This is a genomic window from Mastigocoleus testarum BC008, assembly GCF_001456025.1.
In the GTDB taxonomy this organism is placed as follows: Bacteria; Cyanobacteriota; Cyanobacteriia; order Cyanobacteriales; family Nostocaceae; genus Mastigocoleus; species Mastigocoleus testarum.
In genome coordinates, this window is sequence record NZ_LMTZ01000128.1 from 45,562 (window position 1) to 62,394 (window position 16,833).

Below are 16,833 nucleotides of genomic sequence, written 5' to 3' on the forward strand. Positions count from 1 at the left end.
GTTTACAGCTGATAATAAACCCTCAAAGGTTACCGTTATCAGTGAAAGATTACCACAACTGGCAATTACCAATTACCAATTACCAATTACCAATTACCAATTACCAATTACCAATTACCAATAATCCATTCTGTGCACTCTTGCGCCCCGCTTACTCTAACATCACTCTTGCTGTTCTTGTTCTCCAGATGGTAATGTCGGTACTTCTTGAACCGCAGGTTGGGTCACTTCTGGTTCGGGATTAAGCAATCTTTGCCACGCACGAATTTGGTTTCTAGCAGAATAATAAGCAGCAGTCCCTCGTGGCACTAATCTAGCAGTTTCAATGGCTCGAACAATATCAGAATTTCCTTGAAAGCGAGCAATATCTAATATTTGCCGACTCCACTGTTCGATCGCTGGATTAGCATCAGTGCGGAGGAAACTTGTTCTCGGTATTCTTCGTGCAATTCGAATGGCTTGTGATAAAGAATTTGCCGTTCCTCTCTGGGCAATAGCCTTCGCTTGTTGCCAATTATCTCTGGCTTGAATTTCCCTTCGCCAACCTGCAATGTATCTTTGAGCTTCTCCTGATAGCGCCCTTCCCCGACCAATTTGTTGGGCAATATTAATTGCTTCTGTTAAGTTACCGTTGCGTGCAACAGCCCTTGCTCTATCTAGGTAAGGTTGGTCTTGAATGCGTTGAACTTTTGATCGCCACTTACGAACTTTGCGACGCGCTTCTGGATACAAAGCACGACCGCGCCGAATTTGACTTGCTTCAGCGATCGCAGCTTCTAAGGAGTTAATATCTTGTAAAATTGCTAGTTGATCTGCTCGATCTAAATATGGTCGGTCTTCAATTGTTTGTACCCGTGCACGCCAACTATTTATCTCCCGTCTAGCTTCTCGAGAGCGGGGATTACTTGCAGGTATTAATTGAGCTTCTGCGATCGCAGCGTTTAGATCGACTAATGTACCTTGCAGTGCCAGGGTCCGTGCTTTTTCTAACCGCCCAACATCCTCAATTTCCAATTGCCAGCGAGAAATTAATTGTTGAGCTTCCTGGTAATTACTTCTAGAACTATCAATTTGTTGGGCTTGAGATATTGCTAATTCCAAACCGGATACACTTCCAGTCCAAGCACTTCTTCGAGCATCAGCCAAAGCAATAAAATCTTCAACTTCTGTCTGCAAATCTGGAATTTCAGGAATTTTTTGAGCAATGTATATCGCTTCATCAGCATCTTTTTGCTTAATTTTTGCCTCAGCAAGCTCTAACATCCGGCGTCCAAATTTTGGTATTGCTTCTTGTGCCTTCTGATAGATATAGCTGTCTTTCTCAATCGCTTTTGCGGTCTCAATTGCTTTAAGAATTTTATCTACACTTTTACCCTTAGCTGCATCTTCAGCTTGTGCTAGCTTAGTACCATCTTCTCGTGATTTTGTTATGATGTTATTTAATTCATCATACTTAATAGTCGTCCAGTATCGATTATTCAAGCGTAACAGCTTAGCAGCGCTCATAAATGCCTGTTGCCAACGTGCTTCCCGCAGATGCTCTTCCGTATTTTTGTAGATGTCATTTGCATCTGACCAGGTGGAACGCCAATCAGCAATTTTATCCTCTACCAATTTATACGCAGGCATATCATCCGGTATTCTGCGAACAGTTGCAATAGCCTGTTCTATTTTCCCTTCTTGAAAGCTTTCGTCTGCTAATTCCAAAATCTCCTGGGACCATAATTTTAAGCTCGTGTCAATTTCTGACCTCAGGGGATGATTTTGAGGTAAGTGTTTAACCAAGGACATTGCTTGTAGCAGATCGTTAACCGTATTTTTAGAAGCTGCTATTTGAGCACAATGTATCCGTACAGAAGCACTGGCGAGAGGCCAAAAAATTGACGGACAGTTGGGAGCAGAAGGTAATTTCAAAAGCATCGACATTGCCATGAAAGCAATTGTACCGGGGACAAAAGTGAGCAAAACTGCCCACAAAACCCAACTTTTCAAGAAACCTGGTATTTTCCTAACTTTACTTTTATGTTTAGAAGCTGTGGAAATATCATTCGATACAGCTTTTGCCAAACTATTTTGCTTTTGTTGTTGTGCTGATTGTGAGGTTGAACCAGTAGTAGGTATACCAGAACCGTAAACCTGACCGGATTGGTTAACCTGGGACAATCCATCTATTCCCTGTGATTCTCCTGCTCGGGCTGGCGGCCAATTTTCTGGAATTTCCCGCTCTGTCATTTTCCCACACCAAAATAATTATTTAACGGTTTTATCTTTTTAAAATCTAATTTTTGTTGTTGCCATAGTAACTTTCTCCAGACAGAAAAAGCTACCTTAATTTTAAAGCTTGTATTTCCACAGATACCATTAACAAAGGGAAATCACAGTTCCCTTTTATACTTTATCCTTGGGAAGCCGAGGATTCTGCCTGTAAATCTACAATCAACTGTGATAAATGCTCCTTATTTGCCTGGTAAACTGTACCACAAAAATCGCAAGTTGCTTCTGCACCATCATCTTTAATAATCATATCTTGAAGTTCAGCTTCTCCTAACATTTTTAATGCTCCTAAAACTCTCTCAAAAGAGCATTTACAGTTGAAACGTAATATTTGGGTATCGGGGAAAATTTGTAATCCCATATCTCCCAACAAATCGTGGAAAATTTCCACTAAATTTTTGCCTGCTTGTAGTAAAGGTGTGAATCCAGACAGCCCAGCAACGCGGGATTCCAGCTTGGTAACAAGGGCTTCATCTCTTGCAGCTTTTGGTAATACTTGGATTAACAGACCACCTGCGGCGGTTACTCCAGTAGAGTCAACAAAAACTCCCACCACTAAAGCTGAAGGTGTTTGTTCCGAATTTAAAAGGTAATGAGCAACATCGTCACCAATTTCGCCGGATACTAATTCAACAGTGCTCGAATAAGGATATCCGTAGCCAACATCACGAACTACGTAAAGATAGCCATTACCTACAGCACGACCAACATCTAACTTACCGATATCATTGAGGGGTAATTCGATAGATGGATTCTCCACAAATCCACGTACGGTTCCATCCAAACCGGCATCAACAAGTATACCGCCCAGTGGACCATCACCTTTAACTCTTACATTGACCCTTGATTCTTGACGTTTCATGTTGGAAGCCATCAATAAGCCCGAAGTCATTGTCCTACCCAATGCGGCTGTTGCCACATACGACAATTTATGACGTACTCTTGCTTCTTCACTTAAGCGTGTTGTAATCGCCCCAACGACTCTAATACCATCATCTGCTGCTGTTGCACGAATTAAGTGATCCGCCATGTGACAAATAACCTTACATTTCTTAACAAGTTCAATATACCTATTTTAAATTCTGATTCACAATTATTTGGGATTGGGGATTGGCGACTGGGGATTGGGGATTGGGGATTGGGGATTGGGGATTGGGTTTAAATTGTGGCAGTTATTTCTCAGGTTTTGATGATGGTACTATTCGAATAGTATTTCAGTACAATAAATCAATTTATTTGCTGTGTCTTTGCGCCAACCTGTGGGTGTTGAAAATCATTCACCAAAATTATGGGCTGAATTGATTGCTCTGTCTTGGTTTTAGGGATTTTTGTCCATTTTGAGGTTGGCGCAACTCTTGAAATCCTTTATAGTTGAAACATCATAAAATCCCTATCAGGGATTGAAACCATGAAACCTTAGTTTGATTTGATACAAATATGTTGAAACATCATAAAATCCCTATCAGGGATTGAAACTTGAGAAGTCATACTCCAGCCATTGCCGGAAAAGTAAAAGTTGAAACACCATAAAATCCCTATCAGGGATTGAAACTCATTTTGCAACCCGAACAACTTAGAAACAGTATGTTGAAACACCATAAAATCCCTATCAGGGATTGAAACGCAGTAGTAAAAGTTGTGAATTGCATTGTGAAAAATCTCTATGTTGAAACACCATAAAATCCCTATCAGGGATTGAAACAGAGATGGCAGCAAAAGATCATAGAATCCTAAGATGTTGAAACACCATAAAATCCCTATCAGGGATTCAAAAAAGCGATCGCAAAATCAGATGAAATGTTAGATCAATATCTGGAACACTGACAACTGTTCACTGACAACTGTAGCCCGTAAGGGCGTGGCGCAAGCCATAAACTGATAACTGATAACTGTTCACTGACAACTGATAACTGATTATTCGTTATAAATTAGAAAGAATTTACGATAAAAACCAAAATGTTGGGAAAGTTTCAAAAAAGTCAATTAAGAATAGAAGTTGAAGCTTCAGCCGATAAAATTCGTGAAAGTCTCTTAAATCCCGTAACACTAAAAAAATGGCTTCCTTGGGGTAATTTAAATTCGAGCGCCAACCAACTACATTCAGGATTAGAATTTACAACTCAAATGGGAATTATTTCAATTCATCATCGAGTTGATGTCGCAGGTGATAACTGTTTGCGCTTGCTCTTGAGCCAAGGTATAGATGGTTTCCATGAATGGTACTGGGGTGAAGGTTGGGTACAATCTCGTTTGGAAGGTGTATCCATGCTACCCATATCCCTCGGACAAAGCTTAAGCTTACTCAGCTTACGTCAGTTTTTGACTAGTAATGGCGTTAGCGGTAGCGTGACACGATAGTGTCATATATGGATTAGCGATTAGGGATTAGGTATTGGGAATTGGCGATTGAGTTAAAATACACTATCTTCCTATTCCCAGTCTCCTATACCCAGTCGCCAGTCGCCAATCCCCAATCACCAATCTACGAAGAAGTTCGTAATTGAGTAGTTTTCACAGAAACTTGCTGTGTGCGGTTACCCCGTCGAATTTTTACTTGTAATGTTTGACCAACTTCACTGTCTTCAACGATACCAAGTAATTGTTCGCCCTCAGTTGTTTGTTTCCCATCTACCTGAATAATTACATCACCAGGACGAATACCTGCTGTTGCAGCTGGAGAATTAGGTACGACTCGACGTACTAAAATTCCTTTGATTTCAGGTATTTCTACTGGCGAATTGGGATCCTGATTAAATTTTTTCGCCATCTCTGGAGTTAAATCTTGCATCACCACACCAATGAAGGGGTGAGAGACTTTTTCCCCACGCTGTAATTTGGCTGCAATTGTTTTTGCTTTATTAATAGGAATTGCAAATCCAATACCCATTGCATCAGCTCGAATTGCAGTATTAATTCCAATTACTTCACCGCGATCGTTCAGTAAAGGTCCACCAGAATTTCCGGGGTTAATTGCTGCGTCAGTTTGAATAAAATCTAAGCGTTTATCAGAAATTCCTACTTGGGAACTCGGACGTCTAAGAGTACTAATAATTCCTAAAGTAACGGTGTTGTCAAATCCCAAAGGATTACCTACTGCGATCGCCCAATCTCCAACTTGAACGTCATCGGAGGAACCTAAAACCGCAGCGGGTAAATTATCCCCAGCGTCAATCTTTACTACAGCTAGGTCAGTAATTTCATCAACACCTCGAACCTTACCTTCCACACTACGTCCATCTTTAAGATGAACCGTGACCTTGTCGGCTTTATCTACTACGTGAGCATTGGTCAGTATCAGTCCAGTACGGTCGAAAATCACGCCCGAACCTAAACCACGCTGTTGTTGACGTCTGGGGGCTTGTTGTGGAAGACTGTCGCCAAAAAATTCCCGAAAAAATGGATCGTCAAAAAATGGATCTAGACGACGTTGGCGACTAACCACTGTACGTTCAGTATCAATACGTACAACAGCTGGACCAACTCGTTTTACCGCCGCTGTAACAAAGCTACGATTACCAATGGCTGCAGCAGCTGCAGGTGATTGGCGTTGTGCGAGCAACTGACTGGAATCTGTTGTCGATAAACTAGGTGCAGGTTCTGCTTGTGAAGGTAATACTCTAACGGTACTTACCGTAAACACAACACCCATCAAAATAGCTAAAAGATGGGTCGTTAATTGACGCATTGAGCGAGGTAGTTTGGAAAATCCCATAGACACAACTGTTGTTAATTTCTAGTTTTTAATGATTTACACTTCTTGATTTGTTAGTTAGTCGTGACAATCACATTTACTGATATTCTGACAGATTTGTCCTTTATCTTGGGTCGCAGACGTTTGTTTTCCTGCTATGGTTTCTTTTTGATGTGGCGATCGAAATTAAATCATCAATAAATTACTCATCTGTGCTGACCAGTAGGCTAGGATCTTAATTGAGACACTAAAATAAAATATTCAGCTCATGAATACAACTAACCGATTTTCTCAAGAATCCTTGTCCGCCTCAGAAGAAAATTCAGATGTACTCGGTTATGATATCAAGCAAGAAAATATCAGCAAAACTCAAAGAAATAAAACTAATAAAACTAATAAAAATAAAATCCACAAAACTCAAACTCATAACACTCAAAATGATACAAATCATACCCATGCTCACATCCACAGTGAAGAGTCACTACGACGCATTGTCAATCGGCTATCGAGAATAGAAGGACATGTGCGTGGAATCAAGACTATGGTGCAACAAAGTAGTCCTTGTCCCGATGTATTATTACAAATTGCGGCTGTCAGAGGAGCCTTAGATAGGGTTGCAAGAATTGTTTTAGATGAACATCTAACTGAGTGTATTGCGAGAGCCGTGGATGAAGGTAATATTGAGGTAGAAATCAAAGAATTAAAAGCCGCCTTAGATAGATTTCTTCCTTAGATAAATTTCTTGTTTGGATAGCATAATGTTGGTTATGGATAGATTTTTATTCGTTTATTATCTCCATTACCAATTATCAATTATCTACGATATTGAAGCGCGTGTAACCAATTACTAATCGCTGTGCGCTATGTACACTTACATGTCCCCCCGAGAACGCGCTGCGCGTTAGACGTACCTACGGTGTTCAGCGTAGCTGCGTCAACAAACAGCTTGCTGCGTTAAAACGCTACGTTATAGCTGCGCTACCTATTGGTCCACTAATATGACTCATCAATTATCGCCCATTAATTTACCTGACATAATATTAAAAATCATATTTATATAGTTAAAATGCCAGAAAATTAATGTTTGAAAACTATCAATTTAACTATATTTTCAGTGGCAATACCCATAAGCCACTGATTATTTTTTTACATGGTTTTATGGGTAATACTAATGAATTCGATCAAATTACATCAATAGTAGCTGAAGATTTCTATTGTTTAAAAATTGACCTTCCCGGACATGGCAGAACTCAAATTTTTGGTAGTGATGAATACTATCAAATGCCGAATACTGCGAAAGCATTAATGAAATTATTAGATAAATTACTGAAGAAATTAAATCTCGAACGATGTTTTTTAATCGGCTATTCAATGGGTGGTAGATTAGCCCTCTATCTTACTATAAATTTTCCCCAATATTTTACCAAGGTTATTTTGGAATCAGCCTCCCCTGGTTTAGCTACAGAACCAGAAAGATTAGGAAGAATTAAACGGGATGCTCAAATAGCTCGCAAATTAAGTAGAATAATTAATCCAGAAGATTTTACTCTTTTTCTTACAAACTGGTACAGCCAAGAAATTTTTGGCGATATAAAAACCCACACCCAGTTTTCAGAGTTAATAAAACAGCGCTTACAAAACGATCCAAAACAACTAGTTAAATCCCTCAAGATGATGGGTACTGGTGTTCAACCTTCTTTATGGTCAAAACTTAAAACTAACAATGTTCCTTTATTATTGCTAGTGGGAGAATTAGATCCAAAGTTTGTGGAAATAAATAAAAAGATTCAGCGAGAAGCCAAATATTCTCAACTAAAAATAGTTAGAGATACTGCTCACAATATTCATTTTGCAAAACCATTAGAATTTGTCAGTGTAGTCAAGAATTTTTTAAGTGCCGAATTTTAATTACTGACCTTTAACTTTTGCTCCCTGTTCCTGTGACTTGTTAGCCAATTGCAATTCTTCCTTCAACATTTTTTGGTATATTTTTGGGAGATGGCGACTCATAGAATTATTTTCAATTCCATATCCCAAACTTGTCCAAGTTGGAGATAAACGTCGTAAAACATCTTTAACCTTTCCTTCTTGTAAAGATTTAGAAAAATTTGTTTGCCAAAATTTTGAATCGCTCAACCAGCTATAAATTACTGCATCTTGATATTGAGCCTCAAAACTATAATTCGTCCACCACATAAATTGATTCGGTTGGGGATGATAGCGCTGAGCAATGTCATACCAGGTAGTGTTGATTATTTGATAGCGACCTGCAGCGGTAGAACAATTTCCCTTGTTGGGACCGTTAACAATTGTTATGCATTGTTCCGGATGCCTGCTGAGGTCGCTTACATGTTTACCACCGTATAAAATCGAATAAGGACGAGGATCGTTAGCTTCGCTAGCTGAAATGGTTCGCATTAGCGCCCTAATATAGGGATCGCCACCTTCCATAATTAAAGGTGGCTGTTGAACTTGAAATACTGGATCGATTCCAGATGGTCTTAAAGTCCCGTGTATATACCACTGCATCATAAACACAAAGCCTAAAAGTGCAGCGAGTGGACCAATAAACTTCTCTGCTCCTCTAAGTTGGAACCCTTTAATAGTTCGTGTCATTAATGATTATTGGATATAGTTATCAGAATATAAACACAAGTCTTTATACCTAAATTCCGGTAAAATCACTTGTCACAGGGCAGAAAACTAAGGGATTTATCTAACTTCGATTTCTTTTAGTAACAAGCAACTAATTTCCAATCCCCATTCCCTTTTCGGAAGCAAAAATATAAGACAAACGATATATTTACCCCAATTTCTTAACTGCGGTCAAAGTCAAATCCTCATTCAAAATTAAGGTTAAGTTAAAAATTACATTCAGACTAAATTTTAAATTCAAGTTTAAAGTTAAAAATATTGACAAACATATCAAAAAATATTGACGAAAAATACTTTGACAAAAAATGCTATCAGGACGCAGAAATACTACGTCCTAGATATTTATGCCACGTCAGCGAAAAGTTCTTGCAAACTCTTGGCTGCAGCATCGGGTTTAGCGATAATCTCTACAATTTTATCTCGTGCTTCTGGATTTGACAGCGCTTCTACACAAACTTGTGCTACTTTTTGACGGGGGATACTACCCTCAAATAAAGTATCGGCTTTTGCCATCACTATTGAATCGGAATTATCTTCATTTTTTAACCCCCCCGGGCGAACTATGGTGTAAGTTAAACCACTTTTTTGAATGTATTCCTCAGCTTGTTTTTTCCAATACAAAATCAGCCAAAATAAGTTAAGTGGATGAAAAAACTGTGAAACACACATTGAAGAAACTAAAACAAAATGTTCTATTCCTTGACTTTTAGCTGCGTTGACTAAATTTTTTGTTCCTTCATAATCTACTTTATAAGGTCCGCTGGGATCGAGACTGGGTCTTGCTCCTGTAGCACATAGCAATACAGTACATCCCTCTAAAGAGGAAACAAAAGTATCAGATTTAAGAACATCCGCTTGTATTAACTCGGTGGACTCTGGCAAAATAGTTTTTGCTTGTTCAATATCCCTAACTAAAGCACGAACAGGTATATTACGTGCCACTAACTCTCGTACGATCCGACGTCCAGTTTCGCCTGTTGCCCCTGCTACAAATGCTTTCACGATTTACGCTACCCTAGGAAACTAATATGTCTGTACATGTTTGTTTTTCGTTTTCTATTTTAGAGATGAGATGAACTTAAGAACAGATAATTAAAGTTTTGCTGACAAATAAGACTGGTGCGAAATTACCCCACTCCGAGGGGAATTATTAATTTAGAGAAAAAAATTGGTCAAGACACAGGAATGGGTTTATGCTTTCAAAAAACCGGGAACATCAATTTCAGGAGAAAAGCAACATAGTATATTCAGCACAATCAAATTTCGGAGTATTACCGGAGACAACGGAAGAATTAAATTTTAATGCTCCAACTGAATTTTGCGGTCATTACAGTGATTGCATGAAAATGTCCGCCTCTGCTGAAAGTGTGGCTGAGTACCTTGACAATCACGCTTCCTGGTTTGTACGTTGTGCTCTACCAATGAAAGTACAACCTTTGGGTGATAATGGTTATGCCTTGGTAATCGGTCGTTTTGGCTCTTTTGGTTACGAGTTAGAGCCCAAAATTGGTCTGGAACTATTGCCTCAAGAACAGGGGATTTACAGGATTAGGACGATACCCATTCCTGGATACGATCCCATGAACTACGATGTTGACTACCGTGCATCCCTACAATTGTTTGAAGATTCTGTAGAGAAAAATGGTGTTTTAGAACACATAACTAGAGTGGAATGGGAATTAGACTTGAAGGTGTATATTCAGTTTCCCAAGTTTATTCAGCGATTACCCAAATCTTTAGTTAAATCAACTGGTGACAAATTACTCAATCAAATTGTTCGACAAGTTTCCCGACGCTTAACCCGCAAAGTACAAGAAGATTTTCATCAAAATATATAGTCAGTCGAGATATGTGAGGAGAATAGAGTTCATTTTTTACTGAGTACTCCGATAAAAGTGAAATAATTGCTTAAATCTCCTCAATTTCTCCCCCAATAATCTAATACCTCGTAAATTCTATGTTTTTTTCAGAAGGAATATTAAACTGGAGACAATAGTCTTCAATTTTTCTCGTAATTTGATTGCCATTAAGTTCGAATTGTTCTCATGAATAACTATGAAACCCATATTTATCTTGGGGATTGTTGCTAATAATATTATTTGAGATTTTACTGGAGTTGGAAATTAACTTACAAATGTTCTAAATTACACTATTTATTGACGTTAAAAATTAAACTATATCTTTTTTGAAGTAGCTATTATATCTAGATATACGGATAATCTCTCCATTACATTTTAGCGAATTTTTTACCTGAGTCTTTTACCTCTTTAAGCTTCAAGATGATTAGAAGCTTTTTGCAGTTTCCTTTTATTCAACTGCTACCGAGATTTAAGATTGTTTATGTGGAAATTTGTGAAGTAAAATATCAGCCTTACTCAAAAAATAATGAGAAGTCTTCAAACCCTGATTTTAAATTTATAATACCCTTCAATATTTCATATAAAAATCACATAATACTGATAATTTTGCAGCAGAAATACAAAAAAATGTAATTTTTAGGAATTTATTTATTACTCTATCTAATAATGTTGTATTGTATTCCTCATATCGATAAAACTTCTGCTGAGCTATGTCATTTAATTGAAATTTTTTAGCTCTTAATCAAGGATGTTGTGAACCTGTTATTAAGCGTTTTTCTATTGGCTCAAATTGCAATTTATAGGTGAAATATAATAAGTTTCACATACATTAATACAATTTTCAGTTAAGTTTGAGCTATTTAATCTGTTTCAAAGCGATTTAACAGAATATAGAAATCCAAGTTTGTAACTAGCAAATTGTATTCTTGAGTTAGTCAAAGCTGAAAGAATTCCAAGATTATTCACAAATAAATGGAAAGTGAAGCTTGATGATGTTTATTGATCGCAAAAAGCAAAACTTATACTTATTTAGTCCTGACTAAAGGTGAATCGTTTAACTAATGAGTACATTGTTTGAACGGATTGGTGGCGAGCCTGCTGTAGAAGCTGCAGTAGATAAACTATATTTGCGACTCATGGCAAACGAAAAAGTAAGCCATTTCTTTGCTGGTATAGACATGAATAGGCAGAGAGAACATTTAGCATCTTTTTTGACCTATGCTTTCGGTGGTAAGACCGGCTATGATGGGCGTTCAATGCGACAAGCCCACCAGAGATTAGTAGAACATCTTGGACTTACAGATACGCACTTCGATGCACTAATTGAAAATATAGTGGCGACTCTCCGAGAGTTGAACGTACCTGAAGATTTAATTACAGAAGTGGCACAAATTACAGAATCTGTTCGAGGTGAAGTTCTTAACCACTAAGAATTATCTGGGTCCCCGATGGCGCTCTAGCATCTTAAAGGAAACATAAGAAAGGTGTAGCGATGTAATGTCTCTGCGTTAAAACTTTACAAGAACTTTAGAATAATTAAACACTTAGTTAGTTTATAGATCGCTTGAGGAAAATTAAGGATTATCAGCAATACCAAAAGTTGGTAGATAATGATTACAGGGTCTCTCCAAGAGTATTCCGTGCCCATTGCTTTCAATTGATTGTTTTTTCCTTTGAGAATCTGTAGAGACGTGGGAGCAAAATATTCCTGGAGGAAGATATGTCGCGTCTCTACAGTTATTCCTGTGGCTAAAATTATCCAATACCTACGGTAGGAAATTCTGTAAAAAAACTACTGGATATTCTTCTTATTCCTCACTAATTACTGTCTAAAGTAATGTATCAGCTGAGGATTTTTTGAACTATTTGGACTCCAGTAATCGCTTGCCAAGTAAATAAACCCAGTAACGTAAAATTTAAAATTATGTGGGTGACTCGCGCCCAATTTGCACCTTTTTGCATAAATGGAGACAAGGATGCAGAAAAGGCAATAATTCCTGTCATACCCAAACCTACAAGTAAGTGGGGACCAAAAAATAACTTGCCATTATTGATGTAGGTAACAGCCATACCGCCAATTGAACCAGCTACCATAACTGCTAAAAGCAACGAACCAATTTGATGGTGCTTAATATTGAACCTTCCTTTTATGAGTTCTTTTTTTTCTTCCCCCCTAGCATTTCTTACTCTCTGTACTTGCAGACCTAAGTAAGCTGCATATAAGGTAATTGCAAACAGGACCCACATAAGCGCTGGATGAAAAAATTGCATCCCATATTTGACTGATTCTGGAATTGCTGAGATCATTGTGTTCTCCCCCGACTCTTAAATCTTCTTCATAAAAATTAGCATAACCTTATTTTTGCTCCCTAAAGTAATCAAAATTCTTCCTGCAATAACTTCAAACATGCCAAAGAAAGCTGTATGATTCTAAGCTGCGGGGTTTATGACTTGTAGCTGGGAATTAGCTACATCATCTATGGATGGCTATCAGATCAAAATTTACGCTTTTTCGAAAAGCAAGATCGAGGTTTGTGGTGTATGACTTTGTCATATCGACATGAACTAATAACAGCTACTAACTGCTAGATGCTAAAGTATTTTTGCTTATTCCAAAATCTTTTGGGAAATAGAAATTACGTAAATATTTGGAAATATTGCCAACTATTTTGCCATCAAAGAAAAATCTGATTTAAGCTATGGGTAAGTAATTATGACCGCAAGTAATGATGTCCTGCTGTTATCAGCGGTAAAACAAGGTGAAGTAAATAAAGTTCCAGCGCTGTTAGCAACCGGTACTTCACCAGATGCGAAAGATGGTGATGGTACAACAGCGTTAATGTTTGCTGCTAACTTTGGTTATGCAGAAATTGCTAAGACACTCATCCATGCTGGTGCTGATATTAATGCATCAAGAGAAGTCTATGGTTTGACAGCTTTAATGTTGGCATCTAACGCAAAACAAATTGATGTTATGCGTTTGTTGATAGATAAAGGTGTTGATGTAAATAGCACTAACGAAGACGGTAGTACGGCTTTAATGGCAGCAGTTTTTAAAGGTTACCTAGAAGTAGTAGAAGTTTTGTTGGCTGCTGGGGCTGATGTCAATATCAAAGATAATGATGATGATACGGCTCTAAAGTTAGCCGTACGAACAGGTAACAAACTCATAACGCAAAAGTTGTTACAAGCAGGTGCAAATGTCAACGAAACAGACACTGAAGGCGATACTGTATTAATGTTGGCAGCTGACTTGGGTAATATAGAAATTGTCCAAGTACTATTGGCTGCAGGAGTTGATGTTAATAAAAAAGATATTAGTGGTGGAACAGCACTTTTAGCAGCATCTGCTGCTGGTCATAATGGGGTTATTAATGCTTTATTAGATCGAGATGCTGATATTAATGAGAAAGATTTAGAAGGCGAAACAGCACTTCACTTCGCTGTGGTTGAATGTCATACAGATGTGGTCGAAAATTTGTTGAATCGCGGTGCGAATCCAGAAGTTAAAAATAATATTGGCGATACACCTTTACTAGTTGCAGCGCTACAAGGATACAGCCAAATTGTCAAATTATTACTTGAAGGTGGTGCAAATCCTAATATCAATAATTTAGGAGAGTCCCCATTGACCTTAGCATCTGCTCGGGGGAATATTGAAGTCGTCAAGACTTTATTAGATTGGGAAGCAGACGTAAATATTCAGGGTAAAGATGGTAAAACTGCCTTAATTTACGCCAGCGAACGCAACCATACTGAAGTAATCAAACAGTTGATTCTTAAAGGTGCAGATGCAAATATCAAAGATTCAGCTGATGCAACGGCTTTAATGTGGGCTGCATCAAGGGGTTACCTTGAAGCTGTAGAACTGTTACTACAAACTAATGCTGATGTGAATTTAAAAAATCAAGGTGGTTATACCGCACTAGCGATCGCTCAATTTAATAGATATGATGACGTGGTGGAAATTTTACAGGCTTTGGGAGCAGCATAAAATCACCAGTATAGCCATAGTTTTAAGCCCCTAGTGCGGTGGAAGGTAATTCTTTAATCCTTCCCGACCTCCCTTAGGGAAGGAAAATATTGCGTTACGCGCAAATCATTAGCGTGTCCGTAGGACAAATGGAATTTATCAATGCCCTAACCTAATTGCGTAGTGTCATATCATATGAACTTCTTTACTTAGAAAATTGTTATAAAAAATATGCATTGCTTCTGGCGTAAGTAATGAATAATAAATAAAAAACTCATTGATTTTAAAAGTTGATATTTGAACTAGACAGTGTGGCTGCTAGGTTATAGCTCTGTTTTCACTACAGGTGCGTGCATTTTTTGCAGGTAAATTCAAAGCTTGACCATTTGTGAAAACACAAAAACTAATTTGATTTTTGATTTTTCTGATTTCAGATAAAAGTATTACTCGCCAGTCATTACTCATACCTTATCATTCACTTGTTTAGTATTTATTAGTTTGATCGATAGTAATAAAAAGCAAGTATTTACTCTGAGTTTTTTTGCAGTCACTAAATTTATATCACAAAATATTAACAATATTTACCTCAAATCAAGTACCAAAGGTAATATAAATTTCAGATCTTAATACGGTAGATCTTATTGCATTCATAAGTACATCTTGCAAATTATATCTCTTTGGCAAGATACTACATAAAAATACACATAAATCAAGAATAATAAACACTTTAATTCCATTAAGGTGTATGATAAGTTTCAGAAGTTTTTCTTATACTTTTTGCAAAAATCTGTTAGATTCAATCTCTTAATTATGCTTTTCATACTTGTTATGAATCCAGTCAGAATCATGACAAGATTGCTTGTTGTTAAATACAGCATGCATATAATTAGCCAATTGATAGATTTTCTACAGGTGTTGTGTCTGCGTGAGTTAGATGATAAAAGAAGCACACTGCCTATGGTCCATAACCAATCTTATAAGTTAATAATGTTTTATACATACTCACTCAAATGCTGCGATTAATTTTTCTCGGACCACCTGGAGCAGGGAAAGGGACTCAGGCTGCGACTTTAGCAGAATCCTGGAAAATACCCCATATTTCAACTGGCGACCTACTGCGTCAAGCGGTAGCAGAGCAAAATGTTTTAGGCAAACAAGCTTCGTCATTTATGGACAAAGGAGAATTGGTTCCTGACTCTCTGGTAATTGAATTGATTAGAGAGCGTCTGAATCAGTTAGACTGTCAACAGGGATGGATTTTGGATGGATTTCCTCGAAGTATTTCCCAAGCTCAAACCTTGGAAGAGTTACTGCAGAGCATTCAAAAAACCTATGATTTCGTAATCTATTTCCAAGTAGAGACCGAAGCTTTAGTTCAAAGGATGTTAGGACGAGGTCGTCAAGATGACAACGAAGTAACAATCCGCCGTCGTTTTGAGGTATATCAAGAACAAACTTTTCCTTTAATTGACTTTTATCGTCAGCAAGGTTGTCTAAAAATAGTTGATGGGAATGCTCCTGTTGCTGATGTAACAAAGACTTTGTTGGAATTGATTGCATTATCAAAAAGTTAGACGTCTTAGAGGATTCAAGAGTAGTAAGTCGTTAGACAAAACAGACCGCGTCTGCGGCGTTTAAAAGTCAGAAGTGATAAGTAAGGGTTAAGAAGTAAGGGTTAAGAAGTAATAACTCAAGGGTAATTAAAAATTACGTTTGTCCGTCAGGACGCGTCTCATTACTAACTAACAACTACCAATTAACAATTACCAATTACCAATTACTAATTGACCTGTGAAAATTATGTTTCTCAGTGAGGATACTAAAATGATTGGTGCAGCAGAAATATTACAAAGTTATGCAGCAGGAAAAAGAAATTTCAGACGCGTAAATTTGAGTGGAGTAGCTTTGGGTTCAGCCAAACTTCGAGATACAGATTTTTCGCTGGCTATTATGACTGGAATAGACTTGAATCATGCAGATCTTTCCCAAGCTATTCTTACAGAAGCCGATCTAACAGCAGCTAATTTGAGTAAAGCCTGTTTTTATCGTGCGAATTTACAAAAAGCTAAACTTCAAGGGTCTGTACTCTCTGAAGTCGTTCTGCGCAGAGCGTATCTTCAAGGAGCAATTCTCTCCCGTGCAATTTTAAAGGGAGGAAATTTACAACAAGCAAATTTAATGCAGGTTGATTTAAGCGGAGCAGACCTCAGCGGTGCAGATCTAACCGCAGCATTTTTAGTGAATGCAAATCTGCGAGGAGCAAATTTAACTGGGGCGAAACTATCACGTGCGATTACAACTGGAGCAATTATGCCTGATGGTCGTGTCAGTGAACCATTAGTAAGAACTTAGTAAGAACTTGAAATGCTTCTGAAATCAAG

The 16,833-nt window shown here is 37.9% G+C and carries 14 protein-coding genes and 1 CRISPR repeat array; of the genes, 8 read left to right on the forward strand and 6 right to left on the reverse strand.

The genetic code is table 11. From position 1 onward, the window contains the following. Positions 1-162: 162 nt before the first annotated feature. Both BC008_RS33325 and hslO read right to left on the reverse strand, forming a co-directional pair. Entirely contained in the window at positions 163-2,232 is a 2,070-nt protein-coding gene (locus BC008_RS33325) for a coiled-coil domain-containing protein (protein WP_027842553.1), read from the reverse strand. A gap of 163 nt (positions 2,233-2,395) precedes the next feature. Next, positions 2,396-3,304 carry an Hsp33 family molecular chaperone HslO gene (hslO, locus tag BC008_RS33330; protein ID WP_027842552.1) on the reverse strand — a complete coding sequence of 303 codons (909 nt, stop codon included), beginning with the start codon at positions 3,302-3,304 and terminating at the stop codon, positions 2,396-2,398. 340 nt (positions 3,305-3,644) lie between these two features. Continuing rightward, positions 3,645-4,048: a CRISPR direct-repeat array (repeat unit 37 nt; unit sequence GTTGAAACACCATAAAATCCCTATCAGGGATTGAAAC). A gap of 182 nt (positions 4,049-4,230) precedes the next feature. Between hslO and BC008_RS33335 the strand changes: the two genes are divergently transcribed. Continuing rightward, complete coding sequence (locus BC008_RS33335; RefSeq protein WP_058184280.1) at positions 4,231-4,632, forward strand: hypothetical protein; 402 nt, start codon at positions 4,231-4,233, stop codon at positions 4,630-4,632. Positions 4,633-4,756: 124 nt separating this feature from the next. On the opposite strand, the gene BC008_RS33340 is transcribed toward BC008_RS33335, so the two are convergent. After that, on the reverse strand, positions 4,757-5,986 hold the full coding sequence (locus BC008_RS33340) for an HhoA/HhoB/HtrA family serine endopeptidase (protein ID WP_027842551.1): 1,230 nt from the start codon (positions 5,984-5,986) through the stop codon (positions 4,757-4,759). A gap of 247 nt (positions 5,987-6,233) precedes the next feature. Here BC008_RS33340 and BC008_RS33345 point away from each other — a divergent pair, with 247 nt between their 5' ends. Next, the gene (locus BC008_RS33345; protein WP_027842550.1) at positions 6,234-6,698 is read left to right on the forward strand and encodes a metal-sensing transcriptional repressor; all 465 of its coding nucleotides are present in this window, start codon (positions 6,234-6,236) and stop codon (positions 6,696-6,698) included. Between the two features lie 347 nt (positions 6,699-7,045). Further along, positions 7,046-7,873, forward strand: a complete 828-nt coding sequence (gene menH / locus BC008_RS33350; protein WP_027842549.1) for a 2-succinyl-6-hydroxy-2,4-cyclohexadiene-1-carboxylate synthase — start codon at positions 7,046-7,048, stop codon at positions 7,871-7,873. Here menH and BC008_RS33355 read toward each other — a convergent pair whose 3' ends face one another. Together BC008_RS33355 and BC008_RS33360 are read right to left on the reverse strand one after the other, a co-directional pair. Beyond that, entirely contained in the window at positions 7,874-8,581 is a 708-nt protein-coding gene (locus BC008_RS33355) for a glycoside hydrolase family 24 protein (protein ID WP_036265097.1), read from the reverse strand. Between the two features lie 381 nt (positions 8,582-8,962). Next, entirely contained in the window at positions 8,963-9,622 is a 660-nt protein-coding gene (locus BC008_RS33360) for an NAD(P)H-binding protein (protein WP_027842548.1), read from the reverse strand. Between the two features lie 191 nt (positions 9,623-9,813). Here BC008_RS33360 and BC008_RS33365 point away from each other — a divergent pair, with 191 nt between their 5' ends. Both BC008_RS33365 and BC008_RS33370 read left to right on the forward strand, forming a co-directional pair. Beyond that, positions 9,814-10,458 (forward strand): DUF1997 domain-containing protein, encoded by a 645-nt coding sequence (locus BC008_RS33365; RefSeq protein WP_027842547.1) that lies wholly within the window; start codon positions 9,814-9,816, stop codon positions 10,456-10,458. 1,082 nt (positions 10,459-11,540) lie between these two features. Next, on the forward strand, positions 11,541-11,909 hold the full coding sequence (locus BC008_RS33370) for a group I truncated hemoglobin (RefSeq protein ID WP_027842545.1): 369 nt from the start codon (positions 11,541-11,543) through the stop codon (positions 11,907-11,909). Positions 11,910-12,321: 412 nt separating this feature from the next. On the opposite strand, the gene BC008_RS33375 is transcribed toward BC008_RS33370, so the two are convergent. Beyond that, positions 12,322-12,786, reverse strand: coding sequence for a DUF4079 domain-containing protein (locus BC008_RS33375; RefSeq protein ID WP_027842544.1), 465 nt, complete (start codon positions 12,784-12,786; stop codon positions 12,322-12,324). A gap of 406 nt (positions 12,787-13,192) precedes the next feature. Between BC008_RS33375 and BC008_RS33380 the strand changes: the two genes are divergently transcribed. From BC008_RS33380 to BC008_RS33390, 3 genes are all read left to right on the forward strand, one after another. Beyond that, complete coding sequence (locus BC008_RS33380) at positions 13,193-14,473, forward strand: ankyrin repeat domain-containing protein (RefSeq protein ID WP_027842543.1); 1,281 nt, start codon at positions 13,193-13,195, stop codon at positions 14,471-14,473. A 989-nt stretch (positions 14,474-15,462) separates the two neighbouring features. Then, a complete protein-coding gene (locus BC008_RS33385) occupies positions 15,463-16,026 on the forward strand; it encodes an adenylate kinase (RefSeq protein WP_036265095.1) in 564 nt (187 codons plus the stop codon). Positions 16,027-16,252: 226 nt separating this feature from the next. Further along, on the forward strand, positions 16,253-16,804 hold the full coding sequence (locus BC008_RS33390) for a pentapeptide repeat-containing protein (RefSeq protein ID WP_235595981.1): 552 nt from the start codon (positions 16,253-16,255) through the stop codon (positions 16,802-16,804). The last annotated feature ends 29 nt before the right edge of the window (positions 16,805-16,833 follow it).